Origin of the sequence: Paludibaculum fermentans (assembly GCF_051172195.1) — a bacterium.
Classification (GTDB): domain Bacteria; phylum Acidobacteriota; class Terriglobia; order Bryobacterales; family Bryobacteraceae; genus Paludibaculum; species Paludibaculum fermentans_A.
Genome location: NZ_JBPJAQ010000001.1, coordinates 1659483 through 1678011, shown reverse-complemented (window position 1 = coordinate 1678011; position 18529 = coordinate 1659483). Strand labels below are relative to the sequence as shown.

The 18529-nt window shown below is 63.0% G+C and carries 20 protein-coding genes; 11 read left to right on the top strand and 9 right to left on the bottom strand.

Annotated elements, in window-relative coordinates; translation table 11 throughout:
• Positions 1 to 47 precede the first annotated feature (47 nt).
• The 3 genes from ACR9Y2_RS06845 to ACR9Y2_RS06835 are packed head-to-tail and all read left to right on the top strand — an operon-like array spanning position 48 to position 1329.
• Entirely contained in the window at positions 48 to 473 is a 426-nt protein-coding gene (locus ACR9Y2_RS06845) for a cupin domain-containing protein (RefSeq protein WP_435040311.1), read from the top strand.
• Entirely contained in the window at positions 470 to 880 is a 411-nt protein-coding gene (locus ACR9Y2_RS06840) for a DoxX family membrane protein (RefSeq protein WP_435040310.1), read from the top strand. Before ACR9Y2_RS06845 ends, ACR9Y2_RS06840 begins: the two co-directional genes overlap by 4 nt.
• Complete coding sequence (locus tag ACR9Y2_RS06835) at positions 877 to 1329, top strand: nuclear transport factor 2 family protein (RefSeq protein WP_435040309.1); 453 nt, start codon at positions 877 to 879, stop codon at positions 1327 to 1329. Before ACR9Y2_RS06840 ends, ACR9Y2_RS06835 begins: the two co-directional genes overlap by 4 nt.
• Positions 1330 to 1367: 38 nt before the next feature.
• Here the strand turns inward: ACR9Y2_RS06835 and ACR9Y2_RS06830 are convergent, their stop codons facing one another.
• A complete protein-coding gene (locus ACR9Y2_RS06830) occupies positions 1368 to 2912 on the bottom strand; it encodes a B12-binding domain-containing radical SAM protein (RefSeq protein ID WP_435040308.1) in 1545 nt (514 codons plus the stop codon).
• Between the two features lie 139 nt (positions 2913 to 3051).
• On the bottom strand, positions 3052 to 3930 hold the full coding sequence (locus tag ACR9Y2_RS06825) for a helix-turn-helix domain-containing protein (protein ID WP_435040307.1): 879 nt from the start codon (positions 3928 to 3930) through the stop codon (positions 3052 to 3054).
• A gap of 296 nt (positions 3931 to 4226) precedes the next feature.
• On the opposite strand from ACR9Y2_RS06825, the gene ACR9Y2_RS06820 reads away from it, so the two are divergent.
• From ACR9Y2_RS06820 to ACR9Y2_RS06810, 3 genes are read left to right on the top strand one after another with little or no spacing between them, the layout of a single operon-like run.
• Positions 4227 to 4445, top strand: a complete 219-nt coding sequence (locus ACR9Y2_RS06820; RefSeq protein ID WP_435040306.1) for a hypothetical protein — start codon at positions 4227 to 4229, stop codon at positions 4443 to 4445.
• Between the two features lie 30 nt (positions 4446 to 4475).
• A complete protein-coding gene (locus tag ACR9Y2_RS06815; RefSeq protein ID WP_435040305.1) occupies positions 4476 to 4778 on the top strand; it encodes a hypothetical protein in 303 nt (100 codons plus the stop codon).
• Positions 4779 to 4804: 26 nt separating this feature from the next.
• Positions 4805 to 5164 (top strand): hypothetical protein, encoded by a 360-nt coding sequence (locus ACR9Y2_RS06810; RefSeq protein ID WP_435040304.1) that lies wholly within the window; start codon positions 4805 to 4807, stop codon positions 5162 to 5164.
• 4 nt (positions 5165 to 5168) lie between these two features.
• Here the strand turns inward: ACR9Y2_RS06810 and ACR9Y2_RS06805 are convergent, their stop codons facing one another.
• The 7 genes from ACR9Y2_RS06805 to ACR9Y2_RS06775 form a co-directional block, all read right to left on the bottom strand.
• Positions 5169 to 6383, bottom strand: a complete 1215-nt coding sequence (locus ACR9Y2_RS06805; protein ID WP_435040303.1) for an ABC transporter permease — start codon at positions 6381 to 6383, stop codon at positions 5169 to 5171.
• A gap of 304 nt (positions 6384 to 6687) precedes the next feature.
• Positions 6688 to 7440 carry an ABC transporter ATP-binding protein gene (locus tag ACR9Y2_RS06800; RefSeq protein WP_435040302.1) on the bottom strand — a complete coding sequence of 251 codons (753 nt, stop codon included), beginning with the start codon at positions 7438 to 7440 and terminating at the stop codon, positions 6688 to 6690.
• Positions 7437 to 8726 (bottom strand): efflux RND transporter periplasmic adaptor subunit, encoded by a 1290-nt coding sequence (locus ACR9Y2_RS06795; RefSeq protein WP_435040301.1) that lies wholly within the window; start codon positions 8724 to 8726, stop codon positions 7437 to 7439. Before ACR9Y2_RS06795 ends, ACR9Y2_RS06800 begins: the two co-directional genes overlap by 4 nt.
• A 46-nt stretch (positions 8727 to 8772) precedes the next feature.
• Complete coding sequence (locus ACR9Y2_RS06790; protein ID WP_435040300.1) at positions 8773 to 10191, bottom strand: efflux transporter outer membrane subunit; 1419 nt, start codon at positions 10189 to 10191, stop codon at positions 8773 to 8775.
• A 115-nt stretch (positions 10192 to 10306) separates the two neighbouring features.
• Entirely contained in the window at positions 10307 to 10945 is a 639-nt protein-coding gene (locus tag ACR9Y2_RS06785) for a hypothetical protein (RefSeq protein ID WP_435040299.1), read from the bottom strand.
• A 238-nt stretch (positions 10946 to 11183) separates the two neighbouring features.
• Positions 11184 to 12092, bottom strand: coding sequence for a terminase large subunit domain-containing protein (locus ACR9Y2_RS06780; protein WP_435040298.1), 909 nt, complete (start codon positions 12090 to 12092; stop codon positions 11184 to 11186).
• 92 nt (positions 12093 to 12184) lie between these two features.
• Positions 12185 to 13054, bottom strand: coding sequence for a hypothetical protein (locus ACR9Y2_RS06775; protein ID WP_435040297.1), 870 nt, complete (start codon positions 13052 to 13054; stop codon positions 12185 to 12187).
• A gap of 412 nt (positions 13055 to 13466) precedes the next feature.
• Between ACR9Y2_RS06775 and ACR9Y2_RS06770 the strand changes: the two genes are divergently transcribed.
• The 5 genes from ACR9Y2_RS06770 to ACR9Y2_RS06750 all read left to right on the top strand — a co-directional run bounded on the left by ACR9Y2_RS06770 (position 13467) and on the right by ACR9Y2_RS06750 (position 18204).
• Entirely contained in the window at positions 13467 to 13940 is a 474-nt protein-coding gene (locus tag ACR9Y2_RS06770) for a carboxypeptidase-like regulatory domain-containing protein (protein ID WP_435040296.1), read from the top strand.
• Positions 13941 to 14224: 284 nt separating this feature from the next.
• Positions 14225 to 14845 carry an NYN domain-containing protein gene (locus ACR9Y2_RS06765; protein ID WP_435040295.1) on the top strand — a complete coding sequence of 207 codons (621 nt, stop codon included), beginning with the start codon at positions 14225 to 14227 and terminating at the stop codon, positions 14843 to 14845.
• Positions 14846 to 15273: 428 nt separating this feature from the next.
• On the top strand, positions 15274 to 16362 hold the full coding sequence (locus ACR9Y2_RS06760; protein WP_435040294.1) for a hypothetical protein: 1089 nt from the start codon (positions 15274 to 15276) through the stop codon (positions 16360 to 16362).
• A gap of 243 nt (positions 16363 to 16605) precedes the next feature.
• Positions 16606 to 17241: a hypothetical protein gene (locus tag ACR9Y2_RS06755; RefSeq protein ID WP_435040293.1), complete on the top strand. Its 636-nt coding sequence runs from the start codon at positions 16606 to 16608 to the stop codon at positions 17239 to 17241.
• A gap of 138 nt (positions 17242 to 17379) precedes the next feature.
• Positions 17380 to 18204: a hypothetical protein gene (locus tag ACR9Y2_RS06750; RefSeq protein WP_435040292.1), complete on the top strand. Its 825-nt coding sequence runs from the start codon at positions 17380 to 17382 to the stop codon at positions 18202 to 18204.
• Positions 18205 to 18529: the final 325 nt, after the last annotated feature.

Here is an 18529-nt window from a genome sequence, read left to right as displayed (position 1 = left end):
ATGACTAATCCACTATCCCGTACGATGGATTTCATAAGGAGCTGTCGATGACCCTCTGTTTCCACCGCGCGAGTGCCGGCCTGGTCCTCTGCTACGCCCTCGCCGGCCAGCCCGCCGCGGCGCCCCAGCGCGTCCGCCCCGTCCTCACGCACAACCTGCCGCCGCTCGCGGGCGGCCGCCTCACCGCCACCATGATCGAGGTCAACTACGGGCCCGGCGAAGCCTCCCCCGCCCATAGCCATCCCTGCGCAGTGCTCGGCTATGTCGTCCAGGGCGCCATCCGCACCCGGGTGCAGGGCGAGCCCGAGGCGGTCTACAAGGCGGGCCAAGGCTTCTACGAGGCCCCCAATGGAATCCACGCCATCTCAGCCAACGCCAGCAGGACCGAAAGCGCGAAGTTCGTAGCCTACTTCCTCTGCGACCACGACGCCCCCCTCAGTGTGGATGTCCCCGCCGGCAGGGAGCATCGATGACCGCCCCCAACTGGGAACGCGCGACGATCCTCTACGCCCGCCTCGCGCTGGGAGCGGCTTTCCTCTCCGGCATCGCCTCCCGCTTCGGCCTCTATGGCAAGGACGTCGGCTATGGCAATTTCGCCAACTTCCTCAAGTACACAGCCGAGGTCAACGCCTTCATGCCCGCGTCCACCATCCTGTTCCTGGGTTGGTCCGCCACCCTCGCCGAGCTCGTTCTCGGCATCGCCCTCATTCTCGGCCTCTGGCCTCGTTGGGTAGCACTTGCCAGCGCCCTGCTGCTGGTCCTGTTCGGCATCGCCATGGCGATCTCATTCGGCATCAAATCACCGCTGGACTACTCAGTCTTCTCCGCCTCGGCGGCCGCGGTGCTGCTCGCAATCCACATTCCTGGGAGGAGAACATGAAGACTCGACGCGGCGTGATGATGGCCGGCCTGCTGCTGGCCGGTGTACTGGGCGGCACGCTTCCGCTCTGCGGCCAGGACGACTTGCTCACCGTCCGCGAGGCGGTCTGGCGCTCCTGGTTCGCCAACGACACAAATGCCCTGGCCCGGCTGGTGCCACCCGATACCATCGTGATCAGTTCCGGAGAGGTGGCCTGGAAGCACCAGGCCGAGGTGTTCAAAAGCGCGGCGGAGTTCCAGGCCGCCGGCGGCAAGCTCATCCGCCTCGAGTTCCCACGCACCGAGGTGCAGCGCTTCGGCGACGTCGCCATCGTCTGGAGCAGCTACCTCGTCGAAACCGAAACCAAGGGCAAACGCTCGATCTCGTCAGGGCGTGTCACGGAGATCTTCGTGCGCCGCGACGGCCAATGGACGAACCCCGGCTGGCACACCGACGCCGAAAAACAATGAGGGCGTAGAGGTCGCCCCCTACGCCCTGTTCGAACTGACTACTGAGCGATGTTGGTAAGCACGGGCTGGGTGGTCGCCAGGCGAGGCACTTCCAGCTCCGGCATCATCTTGCCGCGGAACAGCTTCAGGCAGATCAGCGCGGTCCAGCGGGCCCAACGGTTCGCGCTCTTCCTGCGGGCGCTGTCCGTCGCGATCCCGGTGTTGGCGTACATCTGCCGGTAGAGCTTCGAGATAAACACGAAGGCCAGCCGGCCCTTCCACGACTTCACGCATTGCGCGCGCTTCCACACCTCGCCCAGCGTGTAGTAGTTGTCCCACACACCCTGCGTCCGGATGCGGATCTCTTCCGAGCTCATGCTCGGATGAGGCATGTACAGCTTGGGACGGCGATGGCCCGGGATCAGCCAGTAGCGCGTGATCGGGATGCCTTCCACCTTCTCGTTCTTGCCCTGCGAGCTCTTCTCCCACTTGTCGAAATCGACCGTGCCGGGGAAGGGCGTCATCATAACGAACTGGGCGAATGTCAGCTCGGCCTTCTTCGCCAGCTCGGCCGTCGCATCGAAGGTCTCCGCGCGGTCGCTGGACAGGCCGAAGATGAACGAGCCCAGCACGTGGACACCGTTCTCCTTGAACAGCTTCAGGCGCTCCACCAGCTTGTCGCCCGAGAGATTGAAGTCCTTGAAGACCGACTTCAGGCCCTCCGGAGTCACGGCTTCCACGCCCACGAGGGCGCCGCGGATGCGCGCCTTGCGCATCGCCTTCAGGAACTCGATGTCTTCGGCCGCTTCCATCGTGATCTGCGTGAACATGATGGTGTCATCCGGCAACCCGGACAGCAACTCCATGAACTCGAAACGGTCGGACCGCATCTTCTGCAGTTCGGCCAGCTTCTCCATGTTGCCCTGGCGCTCCGCCAGTGCGAGGTCGTTGAGGGTGACCGGGTAGAAGTTGTCGTCGGCCAAGGCGATGAAGCGATAGCCCATGCGCCGCAGCTGCACGATCTCATCGATCACCGCGTCACCCGTACGCTGCCGCGGGGCCTGCCCGTCGGTGCGCCATACGGAACAGAAGGAGCAGTGCTTCGGGCAGCCCCTGACGGTCTGCACCGAGGCCCACATGTAGCTCTTCGGAGGCAGCAGGTCCCAGCGAGCCGGCAGGAACTGGCCGGACTTCACACGGCCGCCGTCATAAAGCGGTTGCAGCTTGCCTGCCACGTGATCGGCCAGCAACTGGCCCCACGCCTCGTCACCGTCGCCCTGCACCACGGAATGCGCCGCGCCATACTCAACGGCCTCGCCCGGATACAGCGTCGAGTGGATGCCGCCAAATACAACGGTGGCGCCCCGCTCGCGCGCCAGGCGGCCGACTTCAAAACCGCGCAACGCGTTAGCTGTGTGGATGCCGATGCCGACGACGTCGCCGGACTGGATCTGTTCGGGGTTGATAGCTTCCAGCGTCTCGTCGACGATGATCGGGTCGCCATACTGCCGCGGAGTCGCGGCAGCCAGTACGTAAAGCCAGCGCGGAGTAATTACGCCAACGCCGAAGGCCACGTCGCTTGGGTTGACCAGGATAATGCGCATCAAACTTCTCCTTCACTTTCAGTAAGGCCGCCGGACCTGGATGAAGGATCAGCGAGGCTCCTGAGATTCTCGAACTTAAACCGCCAATCTGCAGTACTGCAGATACAGAAGTGCCGGGCGCAATACGCGCGCCCTCGATTCACTGGACACCGCCGGATGAAGGGGTGGGTGGGAAATGAAGCGGGTCCTTTAGATTCTGAAGTTCACGGTAGTAATACAGGGGGGAGGGGTGCCTTCCGCCAAACTTCAACCTTCTCAAAAACTCGATCTCCTCTTCGGTCGCGTTCCCACTGAGGGACGCATCTCTCAAGAACTGCTCAAAGCCCGGCTCCATCTCGGGTGGCTGCACGGGCGAGCGCTCAACGAACTCGAAACGCTTCACACCGCCCGGCCCGAGCCGCTTGTTGAGGGCGACTTCCATGCCGAACGATCTTAAGTCTATGTCCCAGGAGTCTATCATTGGATGGAGGAAGGATACACAACTCTCCAGCGAGACCTGGAACATGTCGGTGTCCAGAAACTCCAGCATGGCCACGCGGACCTGCTCAAAACTGCGTCCCCCGTGCTCTGCCAGTGCCCGTAACCAGGCCTCGTTGCGCAGTTCCTCGCGCGCCACACCCTGCGCCACATCCAGGATCTTCTGCGTCACCAGGCGCTCGAGTTCTCCGAAGGGATCCTTCTCGAAGATCCGGCGAACCTCTTCGCGGCTGCCGGGTTCGCACTTGCGCAGGATCAGGTCGCGGCAATCCTTGAACAGAGGTGTGGGCGGCTGGGCCACCTTCTTTTTCAGTTCCTGTTGGCGCTGAAGGTCGGCCAGCCGGGAGAGTTCACCGGCCGGCAGCCGCAGGACCCGCTCGACTTTGTCATAGATGTCGGTGCGTCCGGGCGCCGGCGGGTCCTTTTTCCGGGCCAGAAGCTGGGAGATGTAGGACTCGGTCACCTGTGCGGCGGCAGCGAGATCCTTCTGGTCCAGGCCCAGTTCGCTCAGGCGCTGCCTGATCAACAGCGAGACGTCCACGTATACTCCGGCTTAAAAGTGACTTAACTTCTCTGAGTAAATCAGCGGCTCCTAATTGTGTCACCTCCCGCCTTGACTTGCAAGCTCGGTTAACTAATAATGGTTAATGTCTGGACAACTCCGTTCACTCACCGGCAGCCTGGACTAAGTCAGGCCGTCTGTCGTGTCCGCTTAGGCACAACCCGACAACCGGAGGAGGTTGCCATGTCAGAGGACTGTTCGTGTCCTGAAGTCGCGAGGCCGTCATCGGTCCTGCTGGTGGGAATCCCTACGGGACGCCGCGCAGGCGGCGAGTGATGCTCAAGACGGTGAAGCTCAGCACCCGTGAGATTGAGCTGCTGGTCTCCCTGGCTTCCGACCAACTATTCCGCCGTGAATTCATTGATCCCAAGATGCCGGGCCATGTCTCCAAATCGGAAGACATTACCCTGGGCAAGTCCCTGGTAGCCCGCCTCAAAGCGATCCTGGACCAGGACAAGGTGCGGGGCGTTCCTCCCGGGAAGAAGACGGGATGAAGTCGAAGCACATCCAACACAGGACCATGCATGCCATTTGAGCGACCGTTTCCACGGCCGTTCACGATCAGTTCCATCCGGGAGCACGCGCCGGCGCTGCCTGGTGTGTTCGGGCTATCGAACGCACGGGAGTGGCTATACATCGGCGAAGCCGGAAACATACAGGACACACTTCTGGAACGGATGGAGTTGTGGAGCGGCCAGGCGGCCGGCCATATGCCTACCGGATTTGTATTTGAGGTCTGCGATCGAGCCCGCCAGGCAGTGAGGTTAGCCAGCCTGGTGCACGAGTACAAGCCCACGGGGCAGCACCCGCGGGCACCGAATCGCTGATTGGCGAGAGGGAGAGGAGAACTCGAATGGAGAAACCGAAGATGCAGTTCGTATTGACCGGGTTCAAAGAGATTCTGGGTTCGCGCGTTTTTGCGTTTGAGGGCATTGCGGCGGATCGCAGCCGCACTCCCTATAGCGTTACGACGAACCTGGCGATGTCGCGCCAGTATGGCATCCGGCTGCAGGAGTTGCCGCTGCTGTGCCGGTCGGTGTTGGAGCAAGGTTACGAAGCGACGACGAGCCACTCCTTCACCTATGCCGAGGCCGATATGAGCCGCTATGCCGAATGTGCGGCGGCACGGGTGGAAGCCGCCCACCGCCGGAAGGCTCCGCGGCGTCCGCTGACCGACCATGTTGGCGCGGCTTGGCGCGACCCGACTCGCTAGACCCTTACTCATGGCGTAGCGCCTCGATGGGATCCAACTGGGCGGCTTTGCGCGCAGGCACGAAGCCGAACAGGACTCCGACCATCGCCGAGAAGATGAAGGCGATGGTGGCGATGCGCATGTCGGGCTGGAAGGGCACTTCGAGCGCCTTGGCGCCGGCGACGGAGACGAGCAAGCCCAAGGCGAGGCCCATGGCTCCGCCGAGCGAAGAGAGCACCACCGCCTCGACCAGGAACTGCGTCATCACGTCATTTTCAAACGCCCCGATCGCCAGCCTGACCCCAATCTCCCTGGTCCGTTCCGTGACCGAAACCAGCATGATATTCATGATGCCGATGCCGCCGACCAGCAGGCTGACGGCGGCGACAGCGCCCAGCAGCATGGTGAGCAGTTGGGTGGTGCCGGTGAGCGTGCTGATGAGTTCCTGCGGGTCACGCACCATGAAGTCGTCCTCCTGATGGGGCTGGATCTTACGGCGCTGGCGCAGCAGGCGCTGGACGTCGGCCACGACGGCGGAGGAGATGGAGCCGGGCCGCATGCCCACGAGCAGGCTGCTGATGTAGCGGGTGCCTGAGATGCGGCGCTGGAAGGTGCGCAGCGGGGTGAGGACCAGATCGTCCTGATCCATGCCCATGCCGGACTGGCCTTTCGATTCGAGCACCGCGACTACCTGGCAGGAGATGGCTTGCAGGCGGACGTTCACGCCGATGGGATCCTGCGTACCGAAGAGTTGTTTGCGCACGGTGGCGCCCAGGATGCATGCGGCTCCACCGGAGCTAAGCTCGGCATCAGAGAACTCACGGCCGCTGGCGAGGGGCCAAGTCTTCACTTTGAAGTAGGAGTTGTCGATTCCGTTGACCGTGGTGGACCAGTTGGTGTTGCCAAAGATGACCTGCATCGACTTGGAGGCCGTGGGTGCGACGGCGGTGACTCCGGGGACCTCATCGCGCAGGGCTTCGACGTCAGGGGCTTCGAAGAGCTTGGCTTCTTCGCGCATGCCGCCGCCCATGCCGCGGCGTTCCTGGCCGGGCATGACCATCAGCATGTTGGCTCCTAGGCTGGAGATCTCGGAGGCAACGCGGGCTGTCGCGCCGTTGCCGAGGGTGACCATGATGATGACGGCGGCCACCCCGATGATGATGCCCAACACGGTGAGTGTCGAGCGCATGACGTTGCGGCGGATGGCCGAGAGGGCCAGTAGAATTGCGTCCCATAACATGATTTGCCTGCTTTCCTGGGTGTTACTGCCTTGAGTCGATGGGTTGTTTGCGCTTGGGTTGGAGTATGCGGGGCTCCCTTCGGGTCGCCTTGGAGGCGATTGGCGTTGTGCCCGCTCCCTGACGGTCGCGGCTCCGTTTGGAGTCGCGGGTGGTTGCGGACTGGGATTCGCGGGGCTTCGCTTGGGAGGCGATTGGCGTTGTGCCCGCTCCCTGACGGTCGCGGCTCCGTTTGGAGTCGCGGCGCTTTGCGGGGCGGTTTTGGGATGGCGGCTTGGGGTGGAGCTTCATTCTGATTTCCTCGCTTCACTGCCGCGCCAGGACTGTTCTGGCTGGACGGACTACGTCCGAGGAGACCAGGCCGTCGCGGAAGGTGATGGTGCGGCTGGCGTACTCTGCCATGTCCGGTTCATGGGTCACCATGGCGATGCTGATGCCGCGCTGCTGGTTGAGCTGGCAGAGGAGCTCCATGATCTCCTTGCTGCGGGCCGAGTCCAGGTTCCCCGTTGGCTCGTCGGCTAAGAGGACGGCCGGTTCCGTGACGATGGCGCGGGCGATGGCGACGCGCTGCTGCTGGCCTCCGGAGAGCTGGGCCGGGGTGTGATCTTCCCAGCCCTTCAGGCCGACGGTCTGCAGCGCGACGGCGGCCCGTTCGCGGCGTTCAGACGATTTCGTGCCGCGGTAGACCAGGGGTAGTTCAACGTTCTCCAGGGCCGAGGTGCGGGCCAGCAGGTTGAAACCCTGGAAGACGAACCCCAGGTAGTAGCGGCGGAGGCGGGCGCGCTGTTTGCGCGGCAGGAGGCCGACGTCGATGCCCTTGAAGAGATAAGCTCCGCCGGTGGGCGTGTCGAGGCAGCCCAGGATGTTCATGCAGGTGGACTTGCCCGAGCCGCTGGGGCCCATGATGGCCACGAACTCGCCCTCTTCGATGCGGAAGTCGACTCCGGCCAGCGCCAGCATGGAGGCGTCGCCCTGGCCGTAGACCTTCTCCACCTTGCGAAATTCCATCAGCGCCGGTTCCCGGGCGCCATCGAGGATTGGTGTGTCTTCGGGTTTCATTTCATCCCCTTTACGGCTTCGACGATCAGTGGGACTCCGGCGGCCAGTGAGCCGGCGCGAATCTCGGTCACTTTGCCGTTGGTCACGCCTGTCTTCACCGGCACGGCCGCGGGTTGTTGTCCCTGGAGGACCCAGACCCGGGGGCCGGCGGCGACGGGGTCTTCCGTTTCCGCTTTGCGTTGCGGCATGGGGGGCGGCCCGGGCATCAGTTTCCGGAAGAAGCTGCGCTGATCGCCCTGGCCGCCGGCGTTGAGCGCGGATGGTTCAAAGCGAAGAGCGACATTGGGTACGAGCAGCGCATTGGTGAGGGACTGCACGGTGATGGTGGCAGTGGCGGTCATGCCCGGCCGCAACAGCAGCTTCTGGTTGTCGACGGAGATCACGGCCAGGTAGGTGACCACGTTGTTGGTGGTGGTGGACTGGTAGCGCAACTGGGTGATGCGGCCGGGGAACTTCTGCCCCGGGTAGGCGTCGACCGTGAAGGTGACCTTCTGGCCCTCCTTGACCTCGCCGATGTCGGCTTCGTCGATGTTCACCTGCAGCTTCATGCGGGTGAGGTCTTCAGCCAACTGGAACATGGTGGTGACCGAGAACGAGGCGGCGATGGTCTGGCCGGGCTCGACGTTGCGGGCGAGGACGATGCCATCGACGGGCGACTTGATGACGGCCTTGGCGACGTTGGTGAGGTTGATGGCCAGGGTGGCTTCGGCCTGTGTGACGGCAGCCTGGGCGCTGGTGACGGCTACCTTGGCACGGCCGAAGGCGGCTTTCGAGGTGTCGAGGTCGTGCTGGGAGGGGAGTTGGCCCTTGGAGCGTTCGCGCGCGGCTTCGATGCGCTTGTACTCGGCCTCGGTCTCCTCGACGGTCACCCTGGCGTCCTGCACCTTGGCGCGCGCTGTTTCGAGCGACGCGCGGTCCTGCAGGACCTGCGCTTCCAGCTTCTCTGTATTGATCTTGGCGAGCACCTGCCCGACCTTGACGTAGTCGTTGTAGTTGACCAGGACGGAGTCGATGATGCCGGAGACCTCGCTGCCGACATCGACGGTGCGGGTGGGCAGGAGTTGACCGGTGGCGGTGACGGTGACGGTGAGGTCGCCGGTACGCGCCTGTTCGGTGCGGTAGTGCACGGACGGCTCTGCCGCGGCGGCCTGATAGCGGCCGACGAGGATGGCTGCGCCGATGCCCAGCAGGATGAGAAACACCAGCCACCCGAGGATGCGCTTCCAGCGGCGTTTGCCGGGCGCGAGACCCAGATTTTCCTGAACTTCGACCACTGAGGTTGTCATGACCATATCTCCTTTCGTTCTGTTGACCGGGTGGGCGGAATTGCCCTCAGCTCCACCCGCCGCCCAGGGCCTTATAAAGCCGGATGAGGTTGGCGGTGATGGCGGCATCGCTTTGCGCCAGTTGATTCTGCAGGCTCAGCAACGACCGTTGGGCGTCCAGCACGGTGAGGAAGTCCTTCAGTCCGGAGCTGTATAGATTGCGTGACAGGCCCGCGGCACGTTCGGCGGCGGCGGCGGCATCGGCCAGCGACTTGCGCCGGAGTTGTTCATTGGCGAAGGCCTTGAGGGCGTCTTCGACGTCCTGCATGGCGCCGAGGACCGTGCCTTCGTAGGCGGTTTCGTACTGTTCCAGCAGGACGTCCTGGATGTTGAGCTGGGCGCGCAGGCGTCGGCGGTTGAGGATGGTCTGCTGGACCGATCCGGCGAGGCTGCCGGCCAGGGTGGCGGGCGTGAAGAGGTTCAAGATGTCGATGGAGCTGAAGGACAGCAGGCCGGACAAGGTAAACGACGGGTAGAGATTGGCAGCGGCGACGCCGGCGCGGGCGGACTGAGCGGCGACCTGGCGCTCAGCTCCGCGGATGTCGGGGCGGCGCCGGACGAGATCGGCGGGCAGGCCGACGGCGACTTCAGCGGGGATGACGGGCACCGGCTGCACTGTGCCGAGCAGGGCGTCGACGGCTCCGGGCCGTTCGCCGACGAGAACGGAGATGGCGTTGAGCGCTTTCTGGGCTCCGGTTTCGAGAGTTGGTATCCCGGCGCGGGTGGATTCGACGGAGAGGGCGGCCTGCTGGACATCGAGCTCGGTGGCCAGGCCGCTTTCGTGTTTGGCGACGGTCAACTGGTAGGTCTCCTGCTGGGCAGCGAGGTTGGCACGGGTGATGGCGAGTTGGGACTGGTAGGAGCGCAGGTCGACGTAGTTGAGGGCGACCTCGGCGGTGAGGCTGACGAGGACGTTGCGGAGGTCTTCCTGGGCGGCCTCGAGATCGGCGGAGTAGGCGGCGACGGTGCCGCGAATCCTGTTGAAGAAGTCTGGTTCCCAACTGGCGGAGACTCCGGCGGAGTAGGACTGGCCGAGTTCGCCGTTGGCGCGGGTGCTGGCGCGGCTGCCGGTGGCGGAACCGCTGGCGGTGACGGTGGGGTAGAGGTCGGCCCGGGCGCTTTCGCGTTGGGCACGGGCCTGGCGGATCTTCATCTCGGCCTGACGCAGGTCGAGGTTGCCTTTGACGGCGCGTTCCTCGAGTGCGGTGAGGGTGGGGTCGCCCAGGGTGGACCACCACTGGGCGAGGGTCCTGTCGTCGGTGGGGCTGGCCTTGGCTCCGCCAGCCGGGGGGGTATTCCAGGTCTCGGCCTGGGCCAACTGGGGGGCGGCGGGCGGATGGTATTGCATCCTCTTATTGGCGCAGCCGGCCAGCAGGAGGCAGGCTCCCAACAGTGCGCCGGCGGTCTGAATTGCTTTTCGTTTCATCGTTTCGGCCTCGCATGCCCAGAGTCCGCCGGAAGGGCGGACGTACGTGAGAGACAGGTGGAGACATGGAGGTTATGTAACGTGACACATGTTGTGTTTTCAGCCGGTTGCGGATTCATAGCTGCACGTTCCTGGAGGCCCACCAGGCGGCGAGCGCGAGGGCGATGGCCATGTCGTCGCGGTTGTGGCCTGCCTCGTCCTGGAGGTTGAGGAGTTCTTCGCGGATGTCGTCGAAGGCGTGCATGTGGGTGGGGATTCGGAGGATGCCGCGTTCGAGGAAGAGGCGGAGGTTGGTGACGAGGTCGCGGCGAGGGACGGTGTAGCCGCTGCCCTGGTAGGCACCGTTGTTGTGAGGGGAGCCACTGCCCGTGATGGTGAGGGCGATGAGGGAGGAGTGGAGTTTGGCGCGCTGGAAGAGTTCGACGACGGGGGCGCCGAGTCCGGAGGCGTCGACGACTAGGGTTTTGTCGGGATCGGTGAGCTGGCCTGGGGCGAAGGGCCAGCCGGCACGGAGGGCGCCGTCGCCGTCGCGGAGGAGTTCGCGGACGCGGTCGACGATGGTGAGGTAGGGGGTGCCGAGGTGGAAGCGTTCGGCGTGGCGGAGGCGGAAGTAGAGCTTCCACTGCTGCTCCATGGTGAACGGGTCCCGTTCTCCGGTGGGCTCGTGGATGCGTTGGAGGATGGCGAGGGCGGAGGGGTCGCGGCGCTGGCCGAGGTCGAGGCCGAAGTAGAGGTGCGGGGGGAGGCGTCTCATGGGCGGTGGCCCTGGTGGGGGTGGTTGCGCTTGTTTGCGGGGGAAGATGGCCGGCACGATTGCCGGCCCGCAAGCCTGGGGGCTCGCCCCACGGTTTTGGAGGGGGTTGGAGGTTTGGGGGCTGACGCTTCGGGTTCTTCGGAGGGGGGACGTTCACACCCTGGCCACCTGGGGGTTTCCATTGGGTTCTGGATCTTCGGCGCTTTGGGCCAGGGATGAACGTCCCCGGGGGCTTTCGTTAGTCGTTCCATAGGGGTTTGCCTCCGTTGAAGGGGACGTCGTCTTCGTCCAGGGCGGAGTCCCAGAGGGCTCGGGTGATGATTTGGGTGGCGTCGGAGACGAATTCGCATTCGTACTCGTTGCGGAAGATTGTTTCGCCTTTGCGGATGCGTTCCTCGGCCAGGAATTCGGCGTCGATCAGGGGGCAGTCCGACGCGGGGACGCGGAAGCGGCGCCACTTGGTGCGGGCCGGGTCGGACCACTCCTCGTAGAAGAAGCCGGATTTGCCGGCTGGTGTGGAGATGAGCCACAGGGAGCGGTTGCGGACTACGGCCTGGAACGGCGTGGCCATGTGGTAGAAGGCGTCGCGGGTGTAGGCGGCCTCCTCGAAGATGAGCAGGGAGACGGAGTCGAAGCCTCGGGTGGTGGTCTCGTGCCTGGGGAGGGCGTAGATGCAGCTTCCGTTGGGGAGGCGGGCTCCGTAGGTGCCTTCGCTGGTGGCACGGATGCGGACTCCGGCGCGGCGGAGGAATTCGCCCGCCTTGTAGACCAGACGGGCCGACTGGCGCTGGCTGGGGGAGCCGACGACCACATTGGTGTTGGGGTTGGTGAGGGCGTGATAGGCGGCTTTGAGGGCGGTGAGTGTGGTTTTGCCGAACTGGCGGGTGCAGCAGAGCATGACGTGGGAGTCCGGGCAATCGAGGATTTCGGCCTGGGCCGGGAAGGGGTGGAAGTCGAGGGCCTGGGCGGCCCACTGGGAGAGCGGTGGTGGAGGGGAGGGCAGGAGCAATCCGGACGGTCCTGTGGCGCGGGCGTGGTTGCCCCGGATCCTGGCGGCCCCCGAGCTACGCTCTTCCTGCTGAAGGAGATAGAGCTGGAGCTGGGCCGGCATTTGAAGGTGTTCGTATTTGCCGATCAGGAACGTCATGACGCAGTTCTCCCGAGGAGGCGCGATTCCGGCTGGCCGAGGCGCGAGCCATGATCCTGTGAGGGGAGCAAGGCGGGGCCAGGCAGGGGAGTTCAGGCCGCGGGCCTCCCTTCGAGGCGGGTGGGGCCTTCGTTGGAGTCGCCAGTTGAGTGATCCGGATGGGCCGCCGGGCTGGATTGGGGCGTTTTGGCGAGGAGAGTGACGGGGAAGCGGGCCGGGCTACCGGGGTCTTCAGCGAGATTGGGTTTCACTTCGGCTGTTTCGGGAGACGGTTGCTCCGGCTGTGGGGTGTGCTGCGTTTCGTCGGCCTGCGGCTGCGGGTCTTCGGGTGAGGGTTGGGGTTCCCATGGGTCGAGTTCGGTTGGTTCGTTCCGGGTCTGGTAGCCTGCTTCGATGCTGCGGTCAAGTTCTTGAAACATAGCGGGTTCCTGCGATCTGACGACACCCTGCGGGCGCTTCCGGAGTGAAAAAAGTGTGTTGAGGATGTCGCGCCGGGCGCGGTGGAGCCGGGCGAGTTCGCGATCGGAGTAGGTGAGGAGTTTGGAGGTCTCGAGGAGCTTGGCCACGGCCATGACGGTGAGGTCGATGGGCTCGACGCCGCGGAGGGAGCCCTGGGTGCGGCGGATAGCTGCGCCTTCGGCCGCGATCTGGATGTCGATGGCGCGGGTCCGGAGGGCCATGTTGCGGATGAGCCTCCACTCGATTGCGCAGAGTTCACGGACGAGGGAGCACTCGGAGGAGTTGGTGGGAAGGAGGTCCTGGTTCAGGCGAGCCAGGAGATTGTTGAAGGCGGCGCAATCCTCGTTCCTGAGGACAGCGACGTGGGCAACGGCGACAGGTGTAGCGTACTGGCCGTGCTTCTTCGAGTTTTGGGCGGAGCGGGCTTTGCCCTCGGCCGTAACAGGGCCGTTCGAGCGTTTGCCGTTGGCGCGCGCCCGATCAGATTTCGTTTTATCTGACATATTTCACCTCGGGGCAAAGTGTAGGGGGCGGGTGAGCGGGATGGCTGCGAGGCGGTTGCTGGTTCGGCCAGAGTCCTTTGATTTGCAATGAGTTACGGGCGTAAGATTTATTTCGGAAGGCTGTGACCGCTTTCCGGGAGGGCCGAATTCTGGGGAGAAGTGGGTTTGAGGCAGGCCGGAGGAGCCAGCGGAATACTATGATGCTGGCTGAGACGGTAGTGGGAGGATGCGATGGGTTCCGAGAGAGTCCGCAGTGGCCTGGTGCTGGCCTCGGCGGCCGCCTGTTTTTCGACGACAGTGGACGGAGGCCCAGTGTGCGTCCGCGTCCAGGATCAAAGCGACCGGCCGCCCTTGCCGAATGCGTGGGTGAATGCGGTGAGCTGGCAGCCCAGGAGAAAGCCCCCATTCGCCCATGCAGAGCTACCACGCCATGACGGACGCGCGCGGACTGGCCTGCCTGGCGATGCCCGAGGGACTCTACGCGATTGAGGCCGGACTTACCGGCTTTTTGAATGTGCGGTACTCACCAGTTCGAGTTGAGGCTGGACGGAAAACCGAACTGGTATTCACGCTCCCCCTGGGCGACGTCCGGGGCGACAGCGTTGTGCTGGAGTCGATTCTCTCCGGAACGCTGCGGAACCCTGAGGGGATTCTCAAGGACGCCTTGATTTGTGCGTATACGGAGAAAGGCTCCAGCCGGGTGGGCTGCACCTCTACGGACGGAATGGGCGAGTACGCGATGGCTGTTCCGACTGGCAAGTACCGCATCGAGATCAAGACGGTAACCGGGGCACTGTCCTCGTCCACGATCGACCTCAGCATGGAGTGGGCTTACCGGAACCTATTGAGTTGGGGTGGGAAGCTGGAGCCGGCGCCGAAGAAATAGGGGGCGGCTGGTGGTGGGAGCTGTTCGATGAACTAGGAGTCCTCTTGAGTGCGGATATGAGCAGGGTGACCACGCCAGGTCGGGAGGATAATTGTTGCTTCGCCTGTGAACACAGCCGAGGCGGAGCGCTCAACTTGCGCATGATATATTGGCAGCACGCCAATAAATGAAAACGCCCCCATTGGCTGGGGGCGTAGGCCCCGAGATACGATCTCGGGGGATGTGCAATAAGAGCCTATCAAGCGAGCGATACCTTGTCAAGCCCAGAAAAGCCAGCGACAGCTATGCCGACAAGGGTGATTTCCTACATAGACGGGTTCAACCTCTACTTTGGAATAAGGGACGCAAAGCTTCGCCGCTACCTCTGGCTTGATTTACCCAAGCTCTCCACTTCCCTGCTGCTAGATGGGCAGATGCTTCAGAAGACCAAGTATTTCACCAGTAGGATCTCATCCCCCGTCGAGAAGCGGGAACGGCAGTCAACGTATATTGACGCGCTCTCGCTGCACGCTGGAGCGGCCCTTGGACTTTACTACGGGAAGTATCAGACCCAGGCTCGAGAATGCCAGTCTTGCCATCGGGTTGACATGGTCCCAAGCGAGAAGAAAACAGATGTAAATATCGCGGTCGAGATGATGGTAGATGCCTTTCAGGATGCGTTCGACACTGCGATACTGATTACGGCTGATAGCGACCTAGTCCCACCCGTTTCAGCGATTAGGCGACTTTTCCCGACAAAGCGAATTATTGCGGCATTTCCGCCCAATCGAAGATCAGAAGAGCTCGCGCAGGTTGTTCATGGCCATTTCCCGCTCGGTCGGCAGAAGCTCGCATCTGCACAGCTCCCGGAGCAGATCACCCAACTAAATGGCCGAGTCCTTGCAAGGCCCTCGAAGTGGGTTTAGGCGTGAACGCGCGAAATGCGCCAAGCCCGACCAAGTCGAGCGCTAACCCCGCGCCTTTAGAAGATCATGCTTTCCGATTGGCATCTGGAGACTGCTGAGGGGATTGAGCAACTCCACTCAAGGCTCGCTAGATTGGTGAAGACGACAGATCCCTATCTCATCGAGCAGCTAATGGAGGCTGTTGCGTTGGACCGACTTCTCACACCAGATAGTGAAGTTCGTCCGATGCTATCCCACGCTCGCCTTTAGCAGCTACGCGCCGCGCGGAATGAGCTCGATCCCACCATGCCACCAATAGACCCTCATACTCTTTATATTCGTGAAGTATACGGATCCTATCGGCATTGGTTGCGATTGAATGTTTGCCCATACACTCGGAGAGGGGCGAGCTGTCATCAGTCTTCTGTCCTGGCCGAAAGAGTGACGGAATGAAACTGGTTGTTATTGGGCTATTCGCGTGTGTCCTGCTGCCGGGCCAGACCGGGCGGACTGGATTCGTGGAGGTTGGGCCGATGCGCCACGGCGCCCCGATCTTGGTCTCTCCCCTGGTGGCTTGGTCGTCGAACAATCAAGGGCACGTGTGGAGAACGACGGACGGGGGCGTCACGTGGGCAGAGTTGACCACGCCCGCGTTGGCCGGGTCGACTGGCTATGAGATGCGAGGGTTCGAATCCCGCTCAGCCTCGGAGGCGTGGCTGTGGCTCGCTCCACGGGATGCGCTTGGCTCCAGCAACATACAGACGGTCTTTCGAACCAGTGACGGCGGGAGGACCTGGGTGGAGCAAACTCCGCTGCCGACAGCGGAATGGTACCAGGAATCCTTCTTCTCCTTGCGCAATGGCGAGGCCATTTGGATGGGTGGAATGAAGGAGCGAGTGGAGCGCTCGCCCAGGGGCGGCCCGGATGCCTGTGTGGCGCGCCCCGGCAATCCTCAGTTTGATCCTGTTATCTATTACCGGCCGAAACGCGGCGCCGCCTGGGTGGAGCAACCGCTCCCAATCAGAAATGGCTGTCCGGTTCAGATCCTCCATTTCTTTGACGGGCGCCGCGGCCTGGCCGTCGTTCAGAATTCGATTCTGCGGACGGACGATGGAGGACGGCACTGGCTGGAGGCCCCGATTGAACGCGTTCCTGTCGCGAACCGAGCGGGTGCAGGCTGGGTGGCGCCACCTATCAATCTGCACTTCCTGGATGGGAACGATCAGATTGGATGGATCGGCTACGAGAATGGAGAGATCCTCAAGACGACGGATGGTGGGCAGCATTGGCAGCAGTTGGTGAGAAAGGACGAGATCTGGTCCCGAATTGTGGGTTTCGGTCATTGGGGCTGGGTCTACTTTGCGACAGAGTCGATCGGGTGGACGCTGGGCGGCCAGGGCACATTGTTCGAGACCCGCGACGGAGGGACGACCTGGCAGAAGTTGAAGGCGCCTGTTCGGATTACTTACGCGACCTGCGCGCAGGGGCATTGCTGGGTGGAAGGACAGGATGTGCTGTTCAAGCTGATCTGGCGGTAAGGCTCGGCAAGCTGGAGGTCATCCGCTGATGAGTCCGGTACCCGGAACATCCGGCAAATGCCGGGTGACTTATCCTCAGCGGCAACGAAGCGGGACCTTCTGAAGTGGGGTGTATGAGCGACTTTTCGGGAATACGCTTGTGCGTGAGCCGGCTGATCGACATGACGCGCCGTCCCATCTGAGACAGAAGGCGCAGCAGGAACTTGTGGGCGGCCAGAGACCGAGACTATGAATGCAGTTGGCGTGAGACTCGCATTAGTGATCACTGCCGCCCTGGTGTTCGCTGCCGGGATGAAGGCACAGGCATCGGACAGCTACTGTGCGTTCGAAGTGGTGGTGCGATCCCCTGCCGGCTCCCTTCTTGAGGAGCAAGGGGTAGAAGGGGTTGATGAGGACGGGAGCGTCTTCGGGGTAGCACTCACCGACAAGCGAGGGGTAGCCAGGCTCTGTGATGCGCCAGCCCGGCTGATTCAGATTCGCGTCGGCGGCAATCGATGTAGCGCGGTGACTGTTCGCTACTTGAAGCGGTACTGGCTGCGAACCCGGCAGGTTTTCGTGACGTACGAGAACTGCGCAGGTGAGGAATGGGCGATCCCATTCAGTTGCAGGCTGACGATCCGAGTACGGGATGAGAGCGCCAGCGGCAATGCGGTGGAGGGCGTCCACCTCCACGGCTTGAATGTTTCTACCGCAGCGCCGGAGCCGAAGGAAAGCGACCGATTTGGCCGAATCTTTCAATCTGTGAAGTTCGGTGCGAAGTCTTCCGGGTGGCTGGAGAAAGACGGCTACTTTCCTCTTGCGATTGCGGAGGGGTGCGGGCCGGGCGAGGGGGTAGAGAAAGATGTGACGGTGGTGATGCTGCGCCGGCCAGCACGGTGAGGGGCTGGGGGGTGGAACGCAGTTGCCTGCTCCGGTCTGGCCTGTTTCCGGCTCGAACTTCCTGCGAAAGCGGGTTTCCTGGAGGTGGCGGCGAGGACCTACCGGGCCCAGCAAGCTGGCATTCTAGAGAGGATCGCCATGGCTTGCACAATCGAGATTGCCATCCCCTTGCAGAGTGAGGGGCTTCCAGACGCGCAAGGACTTGCGGACGCAGATCGGATGGAGCGGCTCTTCCTGGACATGCTCGCCCGCCGGACGAGTGTTGACTACCAGGGCCACGAGATCGGCGGAGGAACACTGGTCCTCTATTTCGAGGTGGCGCGGCCACGCCCCTTCCTGAAGGCGTGTGAATTGCTGGCCCTGCGCCACGAGATGAAAGACATCAGGATCAACCTTCGGGACATAGCGGACGATTGCCGATCCGGTGTGTCCTTTGCGTTATTCGCCTATGAAGAGGGCCTGACGACTTTTGCCGCCCGGCCGGGCAAGAGAAGCAGGAAGCCGAAGATTGGGGACTACTATGCGATTCCGCTGCCAGACGGGCGATGGGGGCATGCGTGGTTTGTGGCGCATGAAGCTCCGTGGGGCGATTTCGTTCAAGTGCTGGATGTCATACTGGCTGCTCCCTGCGAGATGCCGTTGCTCAGCGGTGCCTCCGCCCTCTTTCCTCCAATTGGGAGCTCGGTTGTCCACTCGGTGAAGGGTGGCAAATGGAAGTTCTTAGGTAATTGCCCGCCGGAGCCGGTTCCCATCATGCCGTTGATGCGGTCCTCCACAAAGGCGGCGTGCGATAAACAGCCGGGGCAATACGGGGATTGGGTTGTATCGAATTCCCTGGAGTGGCGAGTCGTCGGCACGCTGCCGGAAGAACTGCGGACTCTCGAGTTCAAAGCGGGCTGGAAGCCTGAACAGATTGCCCAACGGATCATGACCGGAGTGAACATATATTCCGTGTATTACTAGCCCGGCGCTGCGAGCTTCCCGGAAACAGGTGGAGTGTGCGCGCCAGGGGGCCGGTATCCGGACTGCCGTCCAAAGTCGGCCGCAGTGCCGATGGACGCGGCGGTGGCGAGCGGTGGGGCTCGTTCCGCTTGAAGCGTGGGGGCCGGGGTGAGGCGCCTGATCGCGCTGATCCGCAGTGACCACGCCGGGGCGCCTCTGTTGTCGAGCCCGGCCTCTCACACGAGCGGGCGGGGCTTCGCGAGTCGTGATTCACTAGATCCATGCGAACGGAATCCTGGGTTCCCAGAATTGCCAAATTGGTCCTCCTGGTTGTCGTGGCGACCTC

Bases quoted from the DNA above. Each gene is read 5' to 3' on its own strand.
- ACR9Y2_RS06845 (WP_435040311.1), top strand. From the start codon at position 48: ATGACCCTCTGTTTCCACCGCGCGAGTGCCGGCCTGGTCCTCTGCTAC.
- ACR9Y2_RS06840 (WP_435040310.1), top strand. From the start codon at position 470: ATGACCGCCCCCAACTGGGAACGCGCGACGATCCTCTACGCCCGCCTC.
- ACR9Y2_RS06835 (WP_435040309.1), top strand. From the start codon at position 877: ATGAAGACTCGACGCGGCGTGATGATGGCCGGCCTGCTGCTGGCCGGT.
- ACR9Y2_RS06830 (WP_435040308.1), bottom strand. From the start codon at position 2,912: ATGCGCATTATCCTGGTCAACCCAAGCGACGTGGCCTTCGGCGTTGGC.
- ACR9Y2_RS06820 (WP_435040306.1), top strand. From the start codon at position 4,227: ATGCTCAAGACGGTGAAGCTCAGCACCCGTGAGATTGAGCTGCTGGTC.
- ACR9Y2_RS06815 (WP_435040305.1), top strand. From the start codon at position 4,476: ATGCCATTTGAGCGACCGTTTCCACGGCCGTTCACGATCAGTTCCATC.
- ACR9Y2_RS06810 (WP_435040304.1), top strand. From the start codon at position 4,805: ATGGAGAAACCGAAGATGCAGTTCGTATTGACCGGGTTCAAAGAGATT.
- ACR9Y2_RS06805 (WP_435040303.1), bottom strand. From the start codon at position 6,383: ATGTTATGGGACGCAATTCTACTGGCCCTCTCGGCCATCCGCCGCAAC.
- ACR9Y2_RS06800 (WP_435040302.1), bottom strand. From the start codon at position 7,440: ATGAAACCCGAAGACACACCAATCCTCGATGGCGCCCGGGAACCGGCG.
- ACR9Y2_RS06795 (WP_435040301.1), bottom strand. From the start codon at position 8,726: ATGACAACCTCAGTGGTCGAAGTTCAGGAAAATCTGGGTCTCGCGCCC.
- ACR9Y2_RS06790 (WP_435040300.1), bottom strand. From the start codon at position 10,191: ATGAAACGAAAAGCAATTCAGACCGCCGGCGCACTGTTGGGAGCCTGC.
- ACR9Y2_RS06785 (WP_435040299.1), bottom strand. From the start codon at position 10,945: ATGAGACGCCTCCCCCCGCACCTCTACTTCGGCCTCGACCTCGGCCAG.
- ACR9Y2_RS06780 (WP_435040298.1), bottom strand. From the start codon at position 12,092: ATGACGTTCCTGATCGGCAAATACGAACACCTTCAAATGCCGGCCCAG.
- ACR9Y2_RS06775 (WP_435040297.1), bottom strand. From the start codon at position 13,054: ATGTCAGATAAAACGAAATCTGATCGGGCGCGCGCCAACGGCAAACGC.
- ACR9Y2_RS06770 (WP_435040296.1), top strand. From the start codon at position 13,467: ATGCAGAGCTACCACGCCATGACGGACGCGCGCGGACTGGCCTGCCTG.
- ACR9Y2_RS06765 (WP_435040295.1), top strand. From the start codon at position 14,225: ATGCCGACAAGGGTGATTTCCTACATAGACGGGTTCAACCTCTACTTT.
- ACR9Y2_RS06760 (WP_435040294.1), top strand. From the start codon at position 15,274: ATGAAACTGGTTGTTATTGGGCTATTCGCGTGTGTCCTGCTGCCGGGC.
- ACR9Y2_RS06750 (WP_435040292.1), top strand. From the start codon at position 17,380: ATGGCTTGCACAATCGAGATTGCCATCCCCTTGCAGAGTGAGGGGCTT.